We start from the raw sequence: 17,318 nt of genomic DNA, 5'->3' as shown, positions 1-17,318 counted from the left end.
CTCTACGCTTACTCATCAATCACCAGTATCAGGCGCTCCAGCGCCGCATCAAGCGCCCGGGCAACCGCTTCAGCAGTGGGTGCATGGGCAATCACATATCCCAGCCGCTCATAGGCACTCCTGGGCGGTAAAACGCGATCACCAACCCGGGCCGTCAGTGTGATCGTCCTGACATGCTCGACGGCCCGCGCCTCGGCAAGCCCCTCTATTGCTCGCAACCGCCCCTCTTTTCGGGCCAGCAGAAAGCGAATCCCCGCATACCCATGCTGCTGCCCATCGGGTAGGCGAGGAGTGCGGCCTGTAGCAGCCTGCAACTGCGCTTCCAGCATATCCACGTTTGTTACCAGACGCATTAATTCGGGGATCATGCCCCCGGCCAGTCGTGCGTTTACCTCGACCGGAATACATCCTTCTCGCGTCAACTTGACCTCGGTATGGGCAGGCCCTGAACGAAGCCCCAGGGCTGTGAGCGCCGTACGGGCCGTCGCAACCATCTCCTCGCGCACCTCGGCAGGCAGCGGGGCTGGGAAGATATGCTGTTCCTCGACAAAAAAGGGAAAGCCAGTCACTCGCTTCTCCGTCACGCCGATACAGTGAACCGTTCCATCCAGAGAGAAGGTCTCGACACTGTATTCAGGCCCATCCAGAAATGCTTCTAGCAAGGCGGTCCGGTCCGTCGGTTGCCCTCGTACATTAATGACGGTATCTAAGATCAGCCGGGCCTGACGCATGGCTTCCGCTTCATCCTGACAGAGCAGCACTTTATCTGAACCAGTGTCGTCAGCAGGCTTCACAATGCAGGGAACTCCTACCCATGGCAATTTCTCAGCCATTTCTTCTAGTGCCTGCACAGTAACAAAACGGGGTTGCCGCACCCCACTGGCCTGCAATACCTCACGCGTCAGAGCCTTATTTCGACAGCGGCGCACGGCCTCCGGCGGATTACCTGGGAATCCATAGGTTGCGACAATACGGGCGACCGCTTCGAGATAAAACTCACTGGTAGTTGTCACCCCACAGACCTGCGCAATATCAACTCCTCGCTCAATAACGCGCAGCAGGGCATCAAGATCGTTTGTATTACAGACAAGGATGGGACACACAATTGCTTCCAGGCCCCGATAGCGCTCCGGTTTGTTTGTCAGGAACAGAGGCACCAGACCCATTTGCAGCACTTTCTGCAAGAAGACCATACCCGTTCCTGTAGTGTTCGACTCAATGACCAGAAGATACTTCTGCACGCTTTTTCCCTTTCGACAACTCCATATAGGACCAGGATTCCACCACTGCATCAGCCGGAACCAGGCGGGGCGCGGCTGGAAGCTCCAGATTCTTCAAGCCCTTCTGCTCTCTATACTCTTCGCTATAGATGGTGGTAAAGTAGCGGTCACCTCGATCGGGGAGAAGCGCCACAATGTGCGTCCCATCGCGCTCTGTCTGGCTTAACCAGCGGGCCACTGCATAGACCGAACCAGAACTGTTGCCAGCAAAAATCTTCTCCTGCCGCGCCAGCTCCACCGTTGCTCCGAAGGCCTCGGCATCGCTTAACCAGTGTACTTCGTCAATAACCAAGACGTCCACATTGGCCGGATGAATGCTATTTCCCAGTCCTCCCTGTAAGCGTCCCGGCTTATCTGGCTGTCCGAAAATCACGCTGCCCACCGCGTCAACCGCAACGACCTTTAGCGCTGGATTCTGCCGCCGCAGTTCCCGCGCTGTCCCACAGAGAGAACCGCCACTCCCGACGCTCCCAACGACAATGTCTACCGTATCAAGCTCGTCCAGCAATTCCTGCGCCAGTTCCTGATAGGCATACGCATTTTCCGGGTTGTCATACTGACGCGGCCAGAACGCGCCCGGATACTGCTGAAGCAACTCGCGCAGTTTTTCCAGCCGAGCGCTCTGCCAACCATGGCCGGTCATCTTCTCAACTATATGAACTGTACAGCCAAGTGCTTTCAACTTTATAAACGTTAGCGGATCGATGCGCGGGTCAGTGACAATATGCACCTCAAGACCCAGATAGGTTCCGACCAGAGCCACGCCAAGCGCCATTGTCCCCGAGGAGCTCTCAATGATCGGTGCATGCTCGGCCAACTCTCCCCGGCGCTTCGCCTCCAGAATGATGCGTTTCGCCACGCGATCCTTCATTCCAAACGGGTTTAACAGCTCTAGCTTGGCATAAACAGGACAGACCGAGCGCTCATCCAGGCGCAACCGCACAAGAGGCGTTTTCCCAATACAATCAACGATCGTCTCTCGCAACACAACAGAACTCCTTCTTTAATGCAGGAAAATTCACCGCTTGCAGAAACAATATCTTCTCAGTCAAGGCGGAGAGGTAGCGATAGGCCAACGAAACCTGATGGTGATAGCTCGGGTCATTGCGGGCGAGCAGCAAGCCAATACAGGTACCACTATGCGCAACCACCACGCCCGGGCAACCAATCTCTTCGCTAATCCGCAAGAAGTCGTTGAGCGTGCTTTTGGGATTGAGCTTCTGATTGAGGATAGCGCTTCGAGTCGTGATCTGCCCTATCGTCCGTATATCGCGCCGCCGTACAGCGGTTGCCATATGGGTCAAGAGCTGCTGATACTCCCATTCATCCGCGGTTGTAAACGGCTTGGGACGAGCATTAAATGCCAGAGTGTCTATTTCGCTCCCCTCATCGATGCCCACAATAGTAAGCGGCGGCAGAAAACCCAGAAATTGTCGAAGGCACCCCTCCCGGTGATAGAAGGCGACAATTCCCGGATACATGACCCCATCCGAGGGCTCTATCTCGCTCATGAAGGTCGCCAGCAAAGGCAGGGGAATTGTTACCCGGAAACAAGAGCAGATGGCCCGAGCAGTGGCAACCAGATCAGCCGATGAACTGGCTAACCCCTTTCCAATCGGGAGCTCGCTCTCTATCCTGAGGGTTCCTCCCATTGGCAGCGAGAAGTAGTCAAGCAATTTTTGTGCCATGCGCCTCGACTTCTCTTTAAAGGAGGGATAGACAACGACCTCCGTATCATCGGGGTTCGCCACAAAGGTTGCATGAGCATAGCGCTCAATGGGCAAGGTAACCAGAAAATCGCGCCGCTCGCTTGCATCACGTCCTTGCAGGAGTTCGCCAAAAGTGCCAAAAGCCCTGCCCGTTCCCACCTGGACAGATGGGCTCTGTTGCTCGACTTTCACTCTATTACTCCTTGCTCTCCGAGAGACAATAATTCATTCACGCGCTGATAGGCCTGAATAACCTGCATTTTGAGGTCACGCCAGCCTGTACGAACAGCCGCTATCTCTTCTTTCTGCAGTGCAAGTAACCGGGTGACAGCAGCCGGAGAGGCAGAGCCAGCCGACCGTTTCTCTCTCAGGTTGCTCTCGGGATCGAAAAACTGAACCAGTACAGGACGAGAAATAGTTACTGTATAGCCATGCTCACGCCCCACTTCTTCCAGAAGCGCCGGCTCCCCTTTCAGAGGCTCCTGCCGCCGTTCCAGTGCTCTCGCAATATAACTACCCGCAATAACCTGAGCGGTTCGATAGGGGATGTTATACTGAAGCGTGAGGTAATTTGCCAGGGCAAAGCCTCCCAGAAATTCCTTCTTGCATGCCTGCTCCATCTGTTCATGACGAAACTCGACATGCTCAAGAAAGAGTTGAAATAGCTGGAGCGTTACCTGTACCGTGCTGAAAAGGGTTTGCAGGAAGGCTCCCGCCTCCTTTGAGACCTCAACCAGATTAGTATAGGCTGTATTTCGCTGGCCGAGCAGAAAATCGACATAGAGTGCAGATACATGAGCTGTTTTTCCGCGGATACGTTCCAGAATAGGAAAATTTTTCTTCTGCGGCATCGCAGAAGAGATAGCAGAGAGCCTGTCTGGAAGCGTGATAAAGCCATATGCGCTACTCCCCCAGGCAATGAAATCTGTTGCAAAGCGACTGAGCTCAGAGCAGAAGGCAGCCAGCTCTCCCGCTAGCTGTAGACTCCAGGCACACGAGGCCACCGCCACCAGCCCATGACGTTGAACCCGCTCACAGCCCAGATAATGGGCCAGCACCTCTCGATCCCAGGCCAGCGTCTGCCCGGCCATCGCGCCTGCCCCTAGCGGTGAGGCGTTGATATCGTGATACACGTTGAGCAGCCTCTTCAGTGTACTCAACAGGTGCTCAGTGAATGCGGCAAGATAGAAACCCGGGCTGATAACCTGCGCCGCCTGATAATGTGTATATCCCGGCATAAGCACTTCGACATGCTCCTGGGCTCTCGCGTGCGCCGTTTCAAAGACCGCAAGCAGAAACTCTACCGTTTCAAAGAGCTGATTCCTCGCGAAGAGCAACTGTGCGCCAGCCTGCAAATCGTTCCGGCTCCGGTCAACATGCCAGTACCGCTGCTTCCCTGTCCAGGAAATATGAGCGCAGACAAACTGTTCTATAGCGAATGCAATATCCGACATGTTCAAAGCCTGGTCGGCTACCAGCGTCTGCGGCGAAATCTGGTGCAGTACAGCTCCGATCTCGGTAATATCCTGCGCATCGAGGAGTCCCAGCCGCCTGTACTCAAGTAGAAGCGCCTTCTCAATCCAGATATAAAAAGGCAGGAGATGCCGCAACTCATATTGAAATTGAGGAGTCAGAACGGCATCATGGAGCAGCGTATCAGGCCCCTCCTGAATTCGTCCTGTCAGCTTTCCCTGCCCGGCTTCGTTCTGTCTTTCCATCCCGCGGTTAAACCTCATTTCTCATAAGCAAAAGCCAGTGACGCACAAACCTGATACAATATTCAGGTGTGCTAAAAGAGAAAAAAGAGAGGAAACACCAGTTTCAAAACAAGTATATCTGTATCGCTCTATACCACGCAATACTTTTATGTATGATTTATCAGCTAAAATTCTCCCCTCCGGGAGTATCACTCTTGTTCATTGATGTACCCCTCTTTTCCCATTTCTTCTACTTCTAAAATATCCCCGTTGCGTATTGTATTTTTATGTTCCCTGCATTTATACTTCCCTTAGCCAGTGATTAGCCAGAGCAGGCTATCGAGAAATATTGCACCCAATAGAGAAGAAACACAAACTATACAGCAGCATGACATGATGACATTTTCCTGAGTTCAGAAAAAGAAACGGGCACATAGCAGCGTTTCAGGTTGATTGGAGCAATACACATGGATTTTTCCTGGACACCCGAACAAGGGCGCCTCTATAAAGATATCCTGCACCGGGTCAGGGAAAACATCTCGCTTGAACAAGCAGATCGCTTCTGGACCCGCACACAATGGGAGCTCTGCGGAGCATTTGGCTTACTCGGGCTGAGCGTTCCTCAACATTACGGAGGAAGAGGCTATGATTGCCTGACCACGGCCCTGGCTATCGAGGCATTTGGTCGGGCCTGCCCTGATATGGGCCTGGTCTTCTCGGCCGCTGCTCACCTGTTTGCCTGTTGTATGCCGCTTGCTGAACACGGCAATGAAGAACAGAAGAAGCGCTGGCTCCCTGGCCTCTGTTCAGGCGAACTGATTGGGGCCAACGCAATTAGCGAGCCCGAAGCCGGCTCAGATGTCTTCGCGATGAAGAGCAGGGCCATTCGCGACGGCGCTTCCTATGTACTTCAAGGAGTCAAGAGCTACGTCAGCAATGCTCCCGTTGCCGATATCTTTGTTATCTATGCCTCCACAGAACCGGCTCATGGCTACCTCGGCATCACAGCATTCGTCGTAGAGCGCGGCACACCCGGCCTGGAAGTCAGCGAACCCTTTGCGAAAATGGGCCTGACAACGACCCCCGCCGGTCAGGTGACACTCCATAATTGTCGCATTCCTGATACAAACCGAATCGGAGCAGAAGGCCAGGGAGCGCAGGTTTTTCGCCACTCCATGCTCTGGGAACGCGCCTGTCTCTTTGCTGCTTACCTCGGTCAGATGGATCGCCAGCTAGAGCAGACGCTTGAGTTTGTTCGCTCACGCCACCAGTTCGGCCAGGCCCTGAGCAAGAAACAAGCGGTCACCCATCGACTCGCTGACATGAAGCTTCGGCTTGAAGCGGCGAGGCTCCTGCTCTATCGCGCCTGCTGGCAGCAGGCGCTGGGAGAAGATGCAACGCTCGCTATCTCTCTCTCCAAGCTGGCAGTCAGTGAGGCGGCAATTCAAGCGTCTCTTGACACACTGCACCTTCACGGGTCAAAAGGCTTTAATTGTGAGGCCGGTCTTGAGCGCATGCTACGCGATGCTATCCCTTCTACGCTCTTTTCCGGCACATCGGAAATTCAACGAGATATTATTGCACGTGAGTTAGGCCTATGAATTTGCACCATCTCCTGCTCGAATCTGCCCGCAAGTGGCCCGACAATATCGCCGTCCAGGACGCGCAGAAAAGCTACTCCTACCGTGAAATGGACACGCTCGCCGGACAATTAGCAAGCGCGCTGGCTGCGCGTGGCGTGCATCCAGGGGACCGTGTCGGCATCTGGCTGGAAAAATCAGCGCTCACGCTCGCCATGATGCAGGGAGCACTTCGTCTGCACGCCGTCTATGTCCCGCTTGATCCGCTCAGCCCTCCAGCGCGAATTGAGGCTATTATTCGTGATTGCGGTATTCGCATGCTCTGTACTTCGCCTCAGCGGGCCGAACTCCTCTCTTCCCGCAAAGAGCTGGCAGAGCTACGCTATCTTTTTCCCGAAGAAGCGATGGCAGCGGAACGAGCGCTGATCGCCATTCCCGCAGCCGATGATGACCTTGCGTACATCCTCTATACCTCTGGCTCGACAGGAACACCGAAAGGGGTCTGTATCAGCCACCGGAACGCGCTTTCCTTTGTCAACTGGGCCATCGAGGAGCTCCGGGCGACATCTGCCGACCGCTTCAGCAATCACGCGCCCTTCCACTTCGATCTTTCAGTGCTGGATATCTACGGCGCTTTTGCGGTCGGAGCAGCGGTCCTGCTAATCCCCGAGGGCATTTCCTATATGCCAGTTCAACTGATCGAATTTTTGCAGACAGCAAAACCTACGATCTGGTACTCTGTTCCTTCTGTCCTCACACTGATGCTGGAACAGGGAAACCTGCTGGAACACGAGCTGCCTGCATTGCGCGTCCTGCTCTTTGCAGGCGAACCATTTCCGATTAAGCATCTTCGACGCCTCTATCAGCACTGGCCCGGAGTTCGCTTTCTGAACCTCTATGGCCCGACTGAAACAAATGTTTGCACCTTCTATGAGGTGACACATATCGCAGATGATGAAACAGCCCCGGTTCCCATTGGCCGCGCCTGCTCTGGCGATCAGGTCTGGGGCCAAAAGGAGGATGGCACTCCGATTCAACCGGGCGAAACAGGCGAGCTGATGGTCTCCGGCCCTACGGTCATGCTTGGGTACTGGGGGAAAGAGCCACATGGCAAACGTCCCTACCCGACCGGCGACCTTGTCACCCTTGAACCTGATGGGAATTACCGTTACCTCGGGCGGCGCGACCATATGGTTAAGGTACGCGGCTACCGCATCGAGATCGGCGATATTGAAGCCGCTCTTCTGGCCCACCCTGCTATTTCTGCAACTGCCGTCCTCACCTATGGGGAGGGCATCTCGGCCCGGCTGGCTGCCTTTATCAGCTGCAATGAGTCCGAACCGCCATCCCTGCTGGAGCTGAAAAAGCACTGTGCGCAGCGGCTCCCGCGCTACATGATTATTGATGAGGTTCATCCCCTCCCGTCATTACCATTTACCCGTAATGGCAAAATTGATCGCCTTGCTCTCAAGACCATGCTGACACAAAGGAGTGAAGACCATGTTACACAGAGATGAGATTATCAAACGCCTGCAAATCTATGTTGAACAGCAAGTATTGGACGGCCGCTCACATGGCGTTGATGAGGATACGCCACTGCTGGAGTGGGGAATCATCAATTCGATGGAGATGGTTCGCTTGCTTGCCTTCCTGCGTGAACAATTTCAGGTAGATATCCCGCCCGATAAAATGGTTGCAGCGCATTTTGCCAATCTGGCCTCTATTGCAGATCTGGTTCTGAAAACAGCAAGCGAGCAACGGGTATAGTGCCCGCTTGCTCACTTCCCGAACTACACGTATCTGGAGATAGATGAGGAGGTAATCATGCATGCAGCACGTCATGAGCCCATTGCTATAGTTGGTATAGGCTGCCGTTTTCCCGGGGCGGACAGCCTTCAGGAATACTGGAAACTTCTGCGCTCAGGGGGAAACGCGATTCGAGACGTGCCCGAACAGCGCTGGTCAACCCAGGCGCTTGCGCAATTCGAGCAGACAAAACCGGGGTCCCTGACGAATTTCCGCGCCGGCTTCCTTGAACAGATAGACCGTTTTGACTGGCGGGCCTTCCGTCTCTCTCCCCGCGAAGCCAAACATATAGACCCTCAGCATCGCCTCTTGCTTGAACTTGCATGGGAGGCCCTCGAAGATGCCGGAATTCCCTTCTCACAGGTCGCAAACAGCGATACCAGCGTCTATCTCGGCATCAGCCGCGACGACTTCCAGGCCCTGCTGATGCGCCGCTGGTCGCAGATCAATGACTATACGGCAACTGGAAGCATCAACGGTTTCGCCGCTGCCCGCCTTTCACACTTTTTTGGCCTGAAAGGCCCGAGTATGACGCTTGATACCAGTTGTGCTTCCTCGCTTACGGCACTCTCACTCGGCTGTCAGAGCCTGTGGGCTGGTCACGCCAGCCTCGCGCTGGTTGGGGGCGTTAGTTTGATGCTCGCCCCAGAGAGCGCGATTATGGTTTCACGCACCGGTCTCCTTGCCACCGATAGCCAGACCAAAGCCCTTGCCAGCGACGCAGACGGCTTCTCGCCTGGTGAAGGAGCGGGCCTTGTTGTGCTCAAGCCACTCTCGAAGGTGGGGCCCACCGACAGAGTGTATGCCCTCCTGCACGGTGTTGCCATCAACCACAACGGGCGCAACGAGTGGATGACAGCGCCAGATCAGCAGGCCCAGGAAGCCCTACTCTCTGCTGCCTATGCAGATGCAGGGATAGAGCCAGCCGAGATAGACTACATAGAACTTCATGGAACTGGCTTTAAGCGTGGCGATCAGATCGAGACCGATGCGCTTGAGCAATTCTTTGCTTGTACTACCAGAAAACACGCCTGTCTGATCGGTTCGGTAAAAACAAACATCGGCCATCTGGAAGCTGCATCGGGCATGGCAAGCCTGATAAAAGTAGCCCTTTCTCTCTATCATCGTGAGATACCACCTACACTCAACATCAAGGAACTCAATCCCGGGCTCGCGCTGCACAACCTTGCCCCCGCCAACCAGTTGCAGCCCTGGCCCCAAAAGGAGGGCACTCCGACCGCTGGAGTAACAACGACAGCGCTCAACGGCACAAACGTGCATGCCGTGCTCACCGCCCATGCCGCGCGCACGCCCGGAGAGAGCAAACAAGAGGGCCCTCAGCTCTTTCTTCTCTCTGGACATACACCTGAGGCACTTTCCGCCCAGATCGAGTCCTACCGCCACTTCCTCCCGGAACAGCCAGCCCACTCCTGGCAGGATATCTGCTATACGGCCAGTGTACGCCGTGAGCATCACCCATACCGAACCGCTCTCATTGCCTCTTCACCGCAAGAGGCCGCGGCCCGCCTGGAACTTCAACAGCCCCCGAAACGCTCCTCCCGCTCGAATCACCTGACCTTCCTTTTTACCGATACCGGGGTTATCGAGCCAGAGGAGCGTACTCGTCCGGCCTATCAACAGGCGTTAGCCGAGTACAATCACATCTTTCAGCGTCTTACCGGTACATCACTTTCAACCTACCGGAAACGTGAGCCAGAGCGCGGACGCCGCATTGAGCAGCTTTTTCAACAACTCGCCCTGGTTGCTCTCTGGCGCTCCCTGAACATCGCTCCCGACGTGGTCGCCTGGTCTGGTTCAGGGCAGCTCGCAGCGGCCTGCGTAGCAGAAGCGCTAACGGTACAGGAGGCTCTACAAATCTGCCTCGCGCAGAACGCTCTTCCTTCCAGCAAGCGAGCTTCTCGCCTGCCTCTCTCGCCGCTGGAATCACTGACGCAGCCCGAGGAGCACAATCATCTGGTTCTGACATTCTCGTCTTCTCCCCTGACCCAGGACGGGGCCCCCTCTACCCTGCTCTCGGCACAGCAGACTCTGGAGGCGCTGGCACAGCTCTATACGTACGGTTATCGCATCAACTGGCAGCCCCTTTATCCTGACGCCTGCTCGCTGGTCAGCCTACCACCCTATTCCTGGCAGCGTGAACGGCTCTGGCCCGAGTGGCTGGATCTTGAGACAATCAATTACCCGCCGCAACAGTCAGGCGATACGCCATCCCAAACAGAGCCATCGTCAGAGGCCTCTCTCGAAGAGGCACTTATTGCGCTCTGGACCGAGGCTTTAGGATATCCTGAGCTGGACCGCGACGCAAACTTCTTCACTCTTGGCGGTCACTCGCTGCTTGCCGCCCAACTGCTGGCCCGCATCCAGCAGCGCTTTAACATACAGCTCACGTTGAGCCAGCTCTTACAGGCACCAACGCCGGCCCTCTGCGCCGCCACCATTGCCCTTTCTCGCGAGCAGCCAGAAGAGCAGCAGCCCCTTCTGGTCACAGCCGATCCTGCAAATCGCTATGCTCCCTTCCCGCTTACGGAGGTACAGCAGGGGTATTGGATCGGTCGGAGTGAAGCCTTTGAAATCAGCAACGTCGGCAACCACGCCTATGTTGAAGTAACCGCTCCAGCGATCGATTTCGCCCGGTTCGATGCCGCTCTTCAGGCCCTTCTGAAGCGACACGACATGCTACGCGCCATCCTGCTGCCCGATGGTCAACAGCAGGTTCTCCCTGAAGCCCCACCCATGTTGAGCCGGATTATCGACCTGAGCCAGCTCGCGCAGGCAGAGCAGGAGGAGATGTTGCTTCATTTCCGCCAGCAGATGGATCATCAGATCCTGCCGCTGGACCGCTGCCCTGCTTTTGAGTTGTTTGTTATCCGGCTGGATAATACCCACTTCCGCCTGCACCTCAGCGTGGAGTCCATTTTCTTCGATGCCTGGAGTATGAACCTCCTATTGCATGAGTTCCTGCACTTCTATCATTACCCGGATAAGCCCCTGCCGGAGCTGGAGCTGACCTTCCGCGATTACATTTTCGCCGAACAGGAATTCCGACAATCCGAGCTATATCGGCGCTCTCAGGCCTACTGGAATGAGCGTATCCCGCAGTTACCCCAGGCTCCTGAACTACCCCTTGTACATTCCAATCAGACGCTGGCCCATCCACGCTTTGTCCATCGCAGCGCAAGGCTAACTCGGGAGCAGTGGCAGCGCATCAAGGCCCGCGCCGCACAGGCCGGTATGACAAACTCAAGCGTCCTGCTCACAGCCTTTGCTGCTATCATCGCGGCCTGGAGTAAATCGCCTCGCTTCAGCATCAACCTGAGCATTTTCAACCGCCTGCCCCTCCATCCACAGATTCATGAGATTGTCGGTGATTTCACCTCACTCATCATCGTCGGTATGGATCTCTCTCAGATGCAAAGCTTCGAGCAAAAGGCACGGGAGATTCAGAAACAGCTCTGGGAAGATCTCGACCACCGCTACTATAGTGGCATACATGTACTGCGTGAACTGGCACGCCGCAAAGGAGATGTGACAGGGGCTGTTATGCCGATTGTCTTTACCAGCTTTCTGATCCAGGATACGGCCAGTCCCTATCCTCCGCTCTGGCAGGAGACACTGTATTGTGTCACACAAACCCCTCAGGTCTGGCTCGATCATCAGGTACATGAGACAGCTGGCGAGCTGATCTTCCACTGGGAATCGGTTGATGAGCTCTTCCCGCCCGGCCTCATTGATGCCATGTTTGAGGCGTACTGCCAGCTTTTGAACCACCTTGCTGCGGAGGATGACGGGGCATGGCAAGAGGTACCGCGCCAGCTCGTCTCGCCTGAGCAACTGACCGAGCGGCAACGCGCCAACGCAACCGACGCCCCTGTTTCCGATGGGCTTCTTCATACACTTTTTATCGAACAGGCCCTCAAGCAACCAGACGCCCTCGCGGTGATTACGCCTGAACGAAAGCTGACCTACCGACAGGTCTATACAGGAATGATGCAGCTCGCCACGCAGCTTCGGACGCTTGGAGCCTCTCCCGATCACCTGGTTGCAGTGGTGATGGAAAAAGGCTGGGAGCAGGTTGTTGCGGTGCTGGCTATCTTACAGGCAGGAGCGGCCTACCTGCCTGTTGATCCCCACCTGCCAACCGAGCGTCTGCACTATCTCCTGAATCATGGAAAGGTTACGCTGGCCCTTACTCAATCCCGGGTCGACGAAAGAGGAGACTGGCCACCGCATGTTCAGCGCATCCAGGTTGATACGCTGGATCTTGATCTACCCGCGGTTCAGCCGTTGGACTCCATCCAGTCACCCGAGAACCTGGCCTATGTCATCTATACATCTGGCTCTACAGGCCTGCCTAAGGGAGTAATGATCGATCACCGCGGAGCGGTCAATACGATTCTCGACATCAATAGCCGTTTTAAGGTCAGGAACACTGATCGCGTCTTTGCCCTTTCCGCACTGAACTTCGATCTTTCGGTCTACGATATCTTCGGCTTGCTGGCCGCTGGAGGAGCAATTGTCATTCCGCCCGACGGCTCGGAGCGTAACCCTGCGATCTGGCTGGAGATGCTTCAGAACGAGCAGGTGACGCTCTGGAACTCTGTTCCCACCCTGCTGCACATGCTGGCCGAGTTTACCGAAGGCACTACAGAACTTCGGCGTACCGCGCTTCGCCTCGCTCTCTTAAGCGGCGACTGGATACCGCTGGTTCTCCCGGAGCAGCTCCACAGGCAGCACCCCGATCTGGAGATCATCAGCCTGGGCGGGGCTACAGAGGCCTCTATCTGGTCAATTCTCTACCCGATTAACGGTATAGAGCCAGACTGGAAGAGCATTCCTTATGGTCGCCCGATGCTCAATCAGCGCTTCCACGTGCTCAACCACGATCTTGAGCCTGCCCCCACCTGGGTTCCTGGCGAACTCTACATTGCGGGAATCGGGCTGGCGAAGGGCTACTGGCGCGACGAGGAGAAGACACAGGAGCGCTTCTTTACGCATCCTCGCACGGGCGAGCGGCTGTACAAGACGGGCGATCTGGGCCGCTATCTGCCGGATGGCAACATTGAGTTCCTTGGTCGGGCAGACTTTCAGGTCAAGATTCAGGGCCACCGCATTGAACTAGGGGAGATTGAGGAGACCTGCATACAGCATCCCGAGGTGCAGGCAGCTATTGCGACTGCTGCTACCGATCCAAAAGGCGAGAAGCGCCTTGTGCTCTACGTTGTCCCACAGCAGAAAGAAGAGGCGGCTCAAGCCTTCACACCTGAGTTCCATAGCGATAACGCAAGACTGCCATTCCAGCGCCTTGAAGTCGCTTTTGGTCAGTCGAACATCCGCCAGGACAAGCATTTTCCGGTGATTCAGCTCACAGCCAATCGAGAGCTCGATACCTACCGTCAGCGGGTAAGCTATCGCTCCTTCCTGTCGCGGCCCATCCCGCTTTCACAGTTCAGCGACTTTCTTGCTACTCTGAGCCAGGTTGAGCTTGAAGGGCTGCCCAAATACCGCTATCCCTCAGCGGGCGGCATCTATCCCGTTCAGCTCTATATTACTGTCAAACCCGGCTGTATCGAGGGGCTCGAAGCAGGTGTGTATTATTACAACCCGCAGAAGCATCAGTTGTATCAGCTCTCGAAGCAGGATATCCACGCTCGCAAGGTACACGGCCTGGTCAATCAACCAATCTTTGATTCGGCGGCCTTCTCTCTCTTCTTGATTGGACGGATGCAGGGTATTCAAGAGCACTATGGAGCACGTGCCCATGATTTCTGCCTGCTCGAAGCAGGCTATATGAGCCAGCTCCTGATGACAGAAGCCCCTCGCTATAACCTTGGCCTCTGTCCGATCGGTGATCTTGATTTCACCGCGCTTCAGGGGGCCTTCGCTCTGGAAGATCAACAGGTACTGTTACATACCTTGCTTGGTGGCTCCATCGACCCCGCCTCTGCAACCGGCTGGTCACTCCAACCTTCAACCAACGGTGCCCGGGCCAGTGTTCCCGACCTGCGCGAGAGGTTGCACACATTCCTGAAGCAGAAGCTACCACAATATATGCTCCCTGCAAGCATCATCCTGCTTGACACGCTTCCGCTTACGGCAAATGGCAAAGTCGATCGGAAGAACCTGCCCACCCCGGATTTCCAGCGTCCAAGCCCGAACGGATCTCACTCGCTCCCCACGACCGGGGTCGAGAAGCAGATAGCCTCCGTCTGGCAGGAGCTCCTTCCCGCGGCAACCATCGGCATCCATGACAGCTTTTTCGATCTGGGTGGGAACTCGCTCTTGATGGTTCGCGCCTATACACGCCTGCGCCAGCTCTTCCACACAGAGATGTCTATTGTGGAAATGTTCTTTCAGCATCCGACAATTCAGACGCTGGCAAACGCGCTCACCAATGTACAGCCACAGCAGGACGAACCAGGCCAGCACATTCAGGAGACTCACAAGAACGCGATGCGGCAACAACGCAACGCGCGTAGACGGCACCGCCTGGAAGAGGATAAGAAAGAGTATGTATGAGGAATTGAACAGCACTGAAACCGATATCGCCATTATTGGTATGAGTGGCCGCTTCCCGCAGGCGCCGAATCTCAAGGCCTTCTGGCACAGCATCCAGGATGGAGCGGTAGGTAGTACTGAACTCTCTGAGGAGTCGCTCCGGGCTGCCTTGCACCAATCCCTGGGCTATGTCCCTGAAGAGCTTCTGACGCGCTGGCTGCAAGACCCGCTGTATGTCAGAAGAAGCTTCTCCCTTGAACATATCGATCGCTTTGACGCTGCCTTCTTCGGCTACTCTGCCTCTGAGGCAGAACTACTGGACCCACAGCACAGGCTCTTCCTGGAATGTGCCTGGGAGACGATGGAGGATGCAGGCTATGACCCCGAGCAGTACAGCGGACTGATTGGGGTCTTTACCAGTGCCGAACCGAGCACGTACCATCATATGTTGCATACCAGCATCCTTCCGGCCGACCGCGATTTCCTCACGCTGTTAGGCAACCAAACCGATTATTTACCGGCGCAGGTTGCCCACAAGCTGAATTGTAAGGGGCCGAGCTTCAGCATTCAAAGTGCCTGCTCATCCTCGCTGACCGCGCTACATGTGGCCTGCCAGAGTCTGCGAGCGGGTGAGTGTGATATGGCACTGGTCGGCGGTGTGGTGGCCTACGCAACCCAGAACGTTGGCTACCACTATACTGAAGGGGGGCTCTCCTCCCCTGATGGTCACTGCCGCCCGTTTGATAGCCAGGCGCAGGGGACAGTACTTGCTCTGGGAGGCGTTGGCGTCGTGCTTCTCAAGCCCCTCGCGGAGGCAATTGAGGAAGGTGACAATATTCATGCTCTTATCAAGAGCTCAGCAATAAACAATGATGGCGCACTTCGAACGGGGTTTGCCGCTCCAAGCATCCGGGGTCAGATGCGCGTTGTGGCTGAGGCCCTCGCTGTTGCCGAAGTGGAACCGGAATCTATCCGCTACCTTGAGGCTCACGGAACCGGAACCCCACTCGGTGATGCGATAGAGGTCAGTGCGCTTACGCAGGCATTTCGTCGGAAGACGAAGAAAAAACAGTTCTGCGCGCTTGGCTCGCTTAAAGCCAACTTCGGGCATCTGGGGGCAGCCTCCGGCATCGCTGCTGTTTTGAAGGCGGCGTTAGCCCTTGAACAGAAAGTGGTGCCGCCGCTCGCTCAGTTCTCGTCGCCCAATCCACAGCTCAACCTGCCCGAGAGTCCCTTCTTCATCCCGACCGCGCCTCAGCCCTGGGAAGAGAAGGAGTATCCGCGCCGCACAGGTATTCACTCGGTCGGCATCGGGGGCAGTAATGCCCACATGATCCTTGAGGAAGCACCGTCCTGGCATCCCGAACCATCCAGGCGCTCGCTCTACCTTCTGCCTCTCTCGGCACGAACTCCGAGCAGCCTTGAGACGGCAACCCGGCAGCTTTTGACCTGTCTGAAAGAGCCAGCTCAACACGATCTGGCCGACATCGCCTACACGCTTCAAGTCGGGCGGCGACACTTTGCACATCGTCGCATTGTGCGCTGTCACACCCATGAGGAGGCAATTGCGGCGCTGGAAAGGCCCACACCAGATCTAGCCGGCCAGGTACAGGAAGCTCCACAGGTTGCGTTTCTCTTTCCGGAAAGCTCGCCGGCCACTTCGTTCGACATTCCTTTATATAAGAGTGAACCTGTCTATCAGGAGTGCGTCGATACCTGTCTTGCATTCTTGCGGTCGCGCTTTGAGCTGGATCTGCGCACCTTCTTGCCACCAAACACGCAATACCATGCGCGACTTGTCAGCTTCGTTCAGACCTATGCACTGGCACGGCTCTGGCTCTCACGTGGTCTGCAACCAGTGGCAATGGCTGGCGAGCAACATGGGGAATATGTCGCGGCCTGCCTCTCGGCTACCCTGACCCTGGAAGAGGCGCTTACCTTGCTTGTCCTCTATGATCGGTCGGAAGCACTGCTCCAGGCGGCCCGGGCTATCCCGGCTCGCCCGCCGACTATTCCCTATGTCTCTTCGCTGACCGGGACATGGGTGACGGGCACTGGAAACGCAGTCACCTGGCTTCATCAACCGGGGCAGTCCTTCGCGCAAAGCATTCGCACGCTGCACCAGAAGGCCGATACATTATTTGTCGGGATTGCGCCACAGGAGCCACTGCAAATCCGGCCGGCCCTCTCGCTCCATCTTGCCAATGATCTGGAGGCAATGGGCCGACTCTGGCTGGCAGGCTGTCCCGTTCGCTGGAACACGCTCTACCTTCAGGAGCAGCGCAGGCGCGTCTCCCTCCCAACCTACCCCTTTGAGCGCGAGCGATACTGGATCTATCCGCCGCGTTCAAGCAATCTTACGGAAACCCAAAGCGGTACTCAGGTACAGCAGCCTCGCCCGCCACTCTCAACGGCTTATGTCGCGCCACGCAACGAGATCGAGCAAACGCTTACCACGATCTGGCAGGCGCTTTTCAAGTTGGAGACGATTGGCATTCATGACAGCTTCCAGGAACTGGGCGGTCACTCGCTGCTGGCGATGCGGTTGGCTGCTCGCATTCGTGATGCTTTTCCCTTTGATTTCCCGCTTTCTACCATTTTTACAATGAGCACCATCGCTGAACTCTCAGAATACATTGAAAACCAGCTCCTCCAAAAAGTGGAAAGTTTATCAGAAGCAGAAGCGCAACAGCTTATCCAGAACATGTCTCGTTCTTAACGAAGGAGGTA

General features: G+C 55.8%; 9 protein-coding genes. 5 read left to right on the top strand and 4 right to left on the bottom strand.

What is annotated here, in order from left to right; genetic code table 11:
• Positions 1–8: 8 nt before the first annotated feature.
• From KTH_RS14035 to KTH_RS14020, 4 genes are read right to left on the bottom strand one after another with little or no spacing between them, the layout of a single operon-like run.
• Positions 9–1,241 carry an ATP-grasp domain-containing protein gene (locus KTH_RS14035; RefSeq protein ID WP_497619493.1) on the bottom strand — a complete coding sequence of 411 codons (1,233 nt, stop codon included), beginning with the start codon at positions 1,239–1,241 and terminating at the stop codon, positions 9–11.
• Complete coding sequence (locus KTH_RS14030) at positions 1,216–2,268, bottom strand: PLP-dependent cysteine synthase family protein (protein ID WP_497619491.1); 1,053 nt, start codon at positions 2,266–2,268, stop codon at positions 1,216–1,218. Before KTH_RS14030 ends, KTH_RS14035 begins: the two co-directional genes overlap by 26 nt.
• On the bottom strand, positions 2,246–3,181 hold the full coding sequence (locus KTH_RS14025) for a GHMP family kinase ATP-binding protein (RefSeq protein WP_497619489.1): 936 nt from the start codon (positions 3,179–3,181) through the stop codon (positions 2,246–2,248). The genes KTH_RS14030 and KTH_RS14025 overlap by 23 nt, the downstream gene beginning before the upstream one ends.
• Positions 3,178–4,707 (bottom strand): argininosuccinate lyase, encoded by a 1,530-nt coding sequence (locus KTH_RS14020; protein WP_497619488.1) that lies wholly within the window; start codon positions 4,705–4,707, stop codon positions 3,178–3,180. Before KTH_RS14020 ends, KTH_RS14025 begins: the two co-directional genes overlap by 4 nt.
• 446 nt (positions 4,708–5,153) lie before the next feature.
• Here KTH_RS14020 and KTH_RS14015 point away from each other — a divergent pair, with 446 nt between their 5' ends.
• From KTH_RS14015 to KTH_RS13995, 5 genes are read left to right on the top strand one after another with little or no spacing between them, the layout of a single operon-like run.
• Entirely contained in the window at positions 5,154–6,287 is a 1,134-nt protein-coding gene (locus tag KTH_RS14015) for an acyl-CoA dehydrogenase family protein (RefSeq protein WP_497619486.1), read from the top strand.
• Complete coding sequence (locus KTH_RS14010) at positions 6,284–7,783, top strand: amino acid adenylation domain-containing protein (RefSeq protein ID WP_497619484.1); 1,500 nt, start codon at positions 6,284–6,286, stop codon at positions 7,781–7,783. The genes KTH_RS14015 and KTH_RS14010 overlap by 4 nt, the downstream gene beginning before the upstream one ends.
• A complete protein-coding gene (locus KTH_RS14005; protein WP_497619482.1) occupies positions 7,767–8,033 on the top strand; it encodes an acyl carrier protein in 267 nt (88 codons plus the stop codon). Before KTH_RS14010 ends, KTH_RS14005 begins: the two co-directional genes overlap by 17 nt.
• Positions 8,034–8,090: 57 nt before the next feature.
• The gene (locus KTH_RS14000) at positions 8,091–14,609 is read left to right on the top strand and encodes an amino acid adenylation domain-containing protein (protein ID WP_497619480.1); all 6,519 of its coding nucleotides are present in this window, start codon (positions 8,091–8,093) and stop codon (positions 14,607–14,609) included.
• Positions 14,602–17,307, top strand: coding sequence for a type I polyketide synthase (locus tag KTH_RS13995; RefSeq protein WP_497619478.1), 2,706 nt, complete (start codon positions 14,602–14,604; stop codon positions 17,305–17,307). The genes KTH_RS14000 and KTH_RS13995 overlap by 8 nt, the downstream gene beginning before the upstream one ends.
• The last annotated feature ends 11 nt before the right edge of the window (positions 17,308–17,318 follow it).

It is taken from the genome of Thermosporothrix sp. COM3 (genome assembly GCF_059696735.1).
The sequence above is the reverse complement of the archived record's forward strand: the minus strand, read 5'-3'. Positions and strand labels throughout refer to the sequence as shown.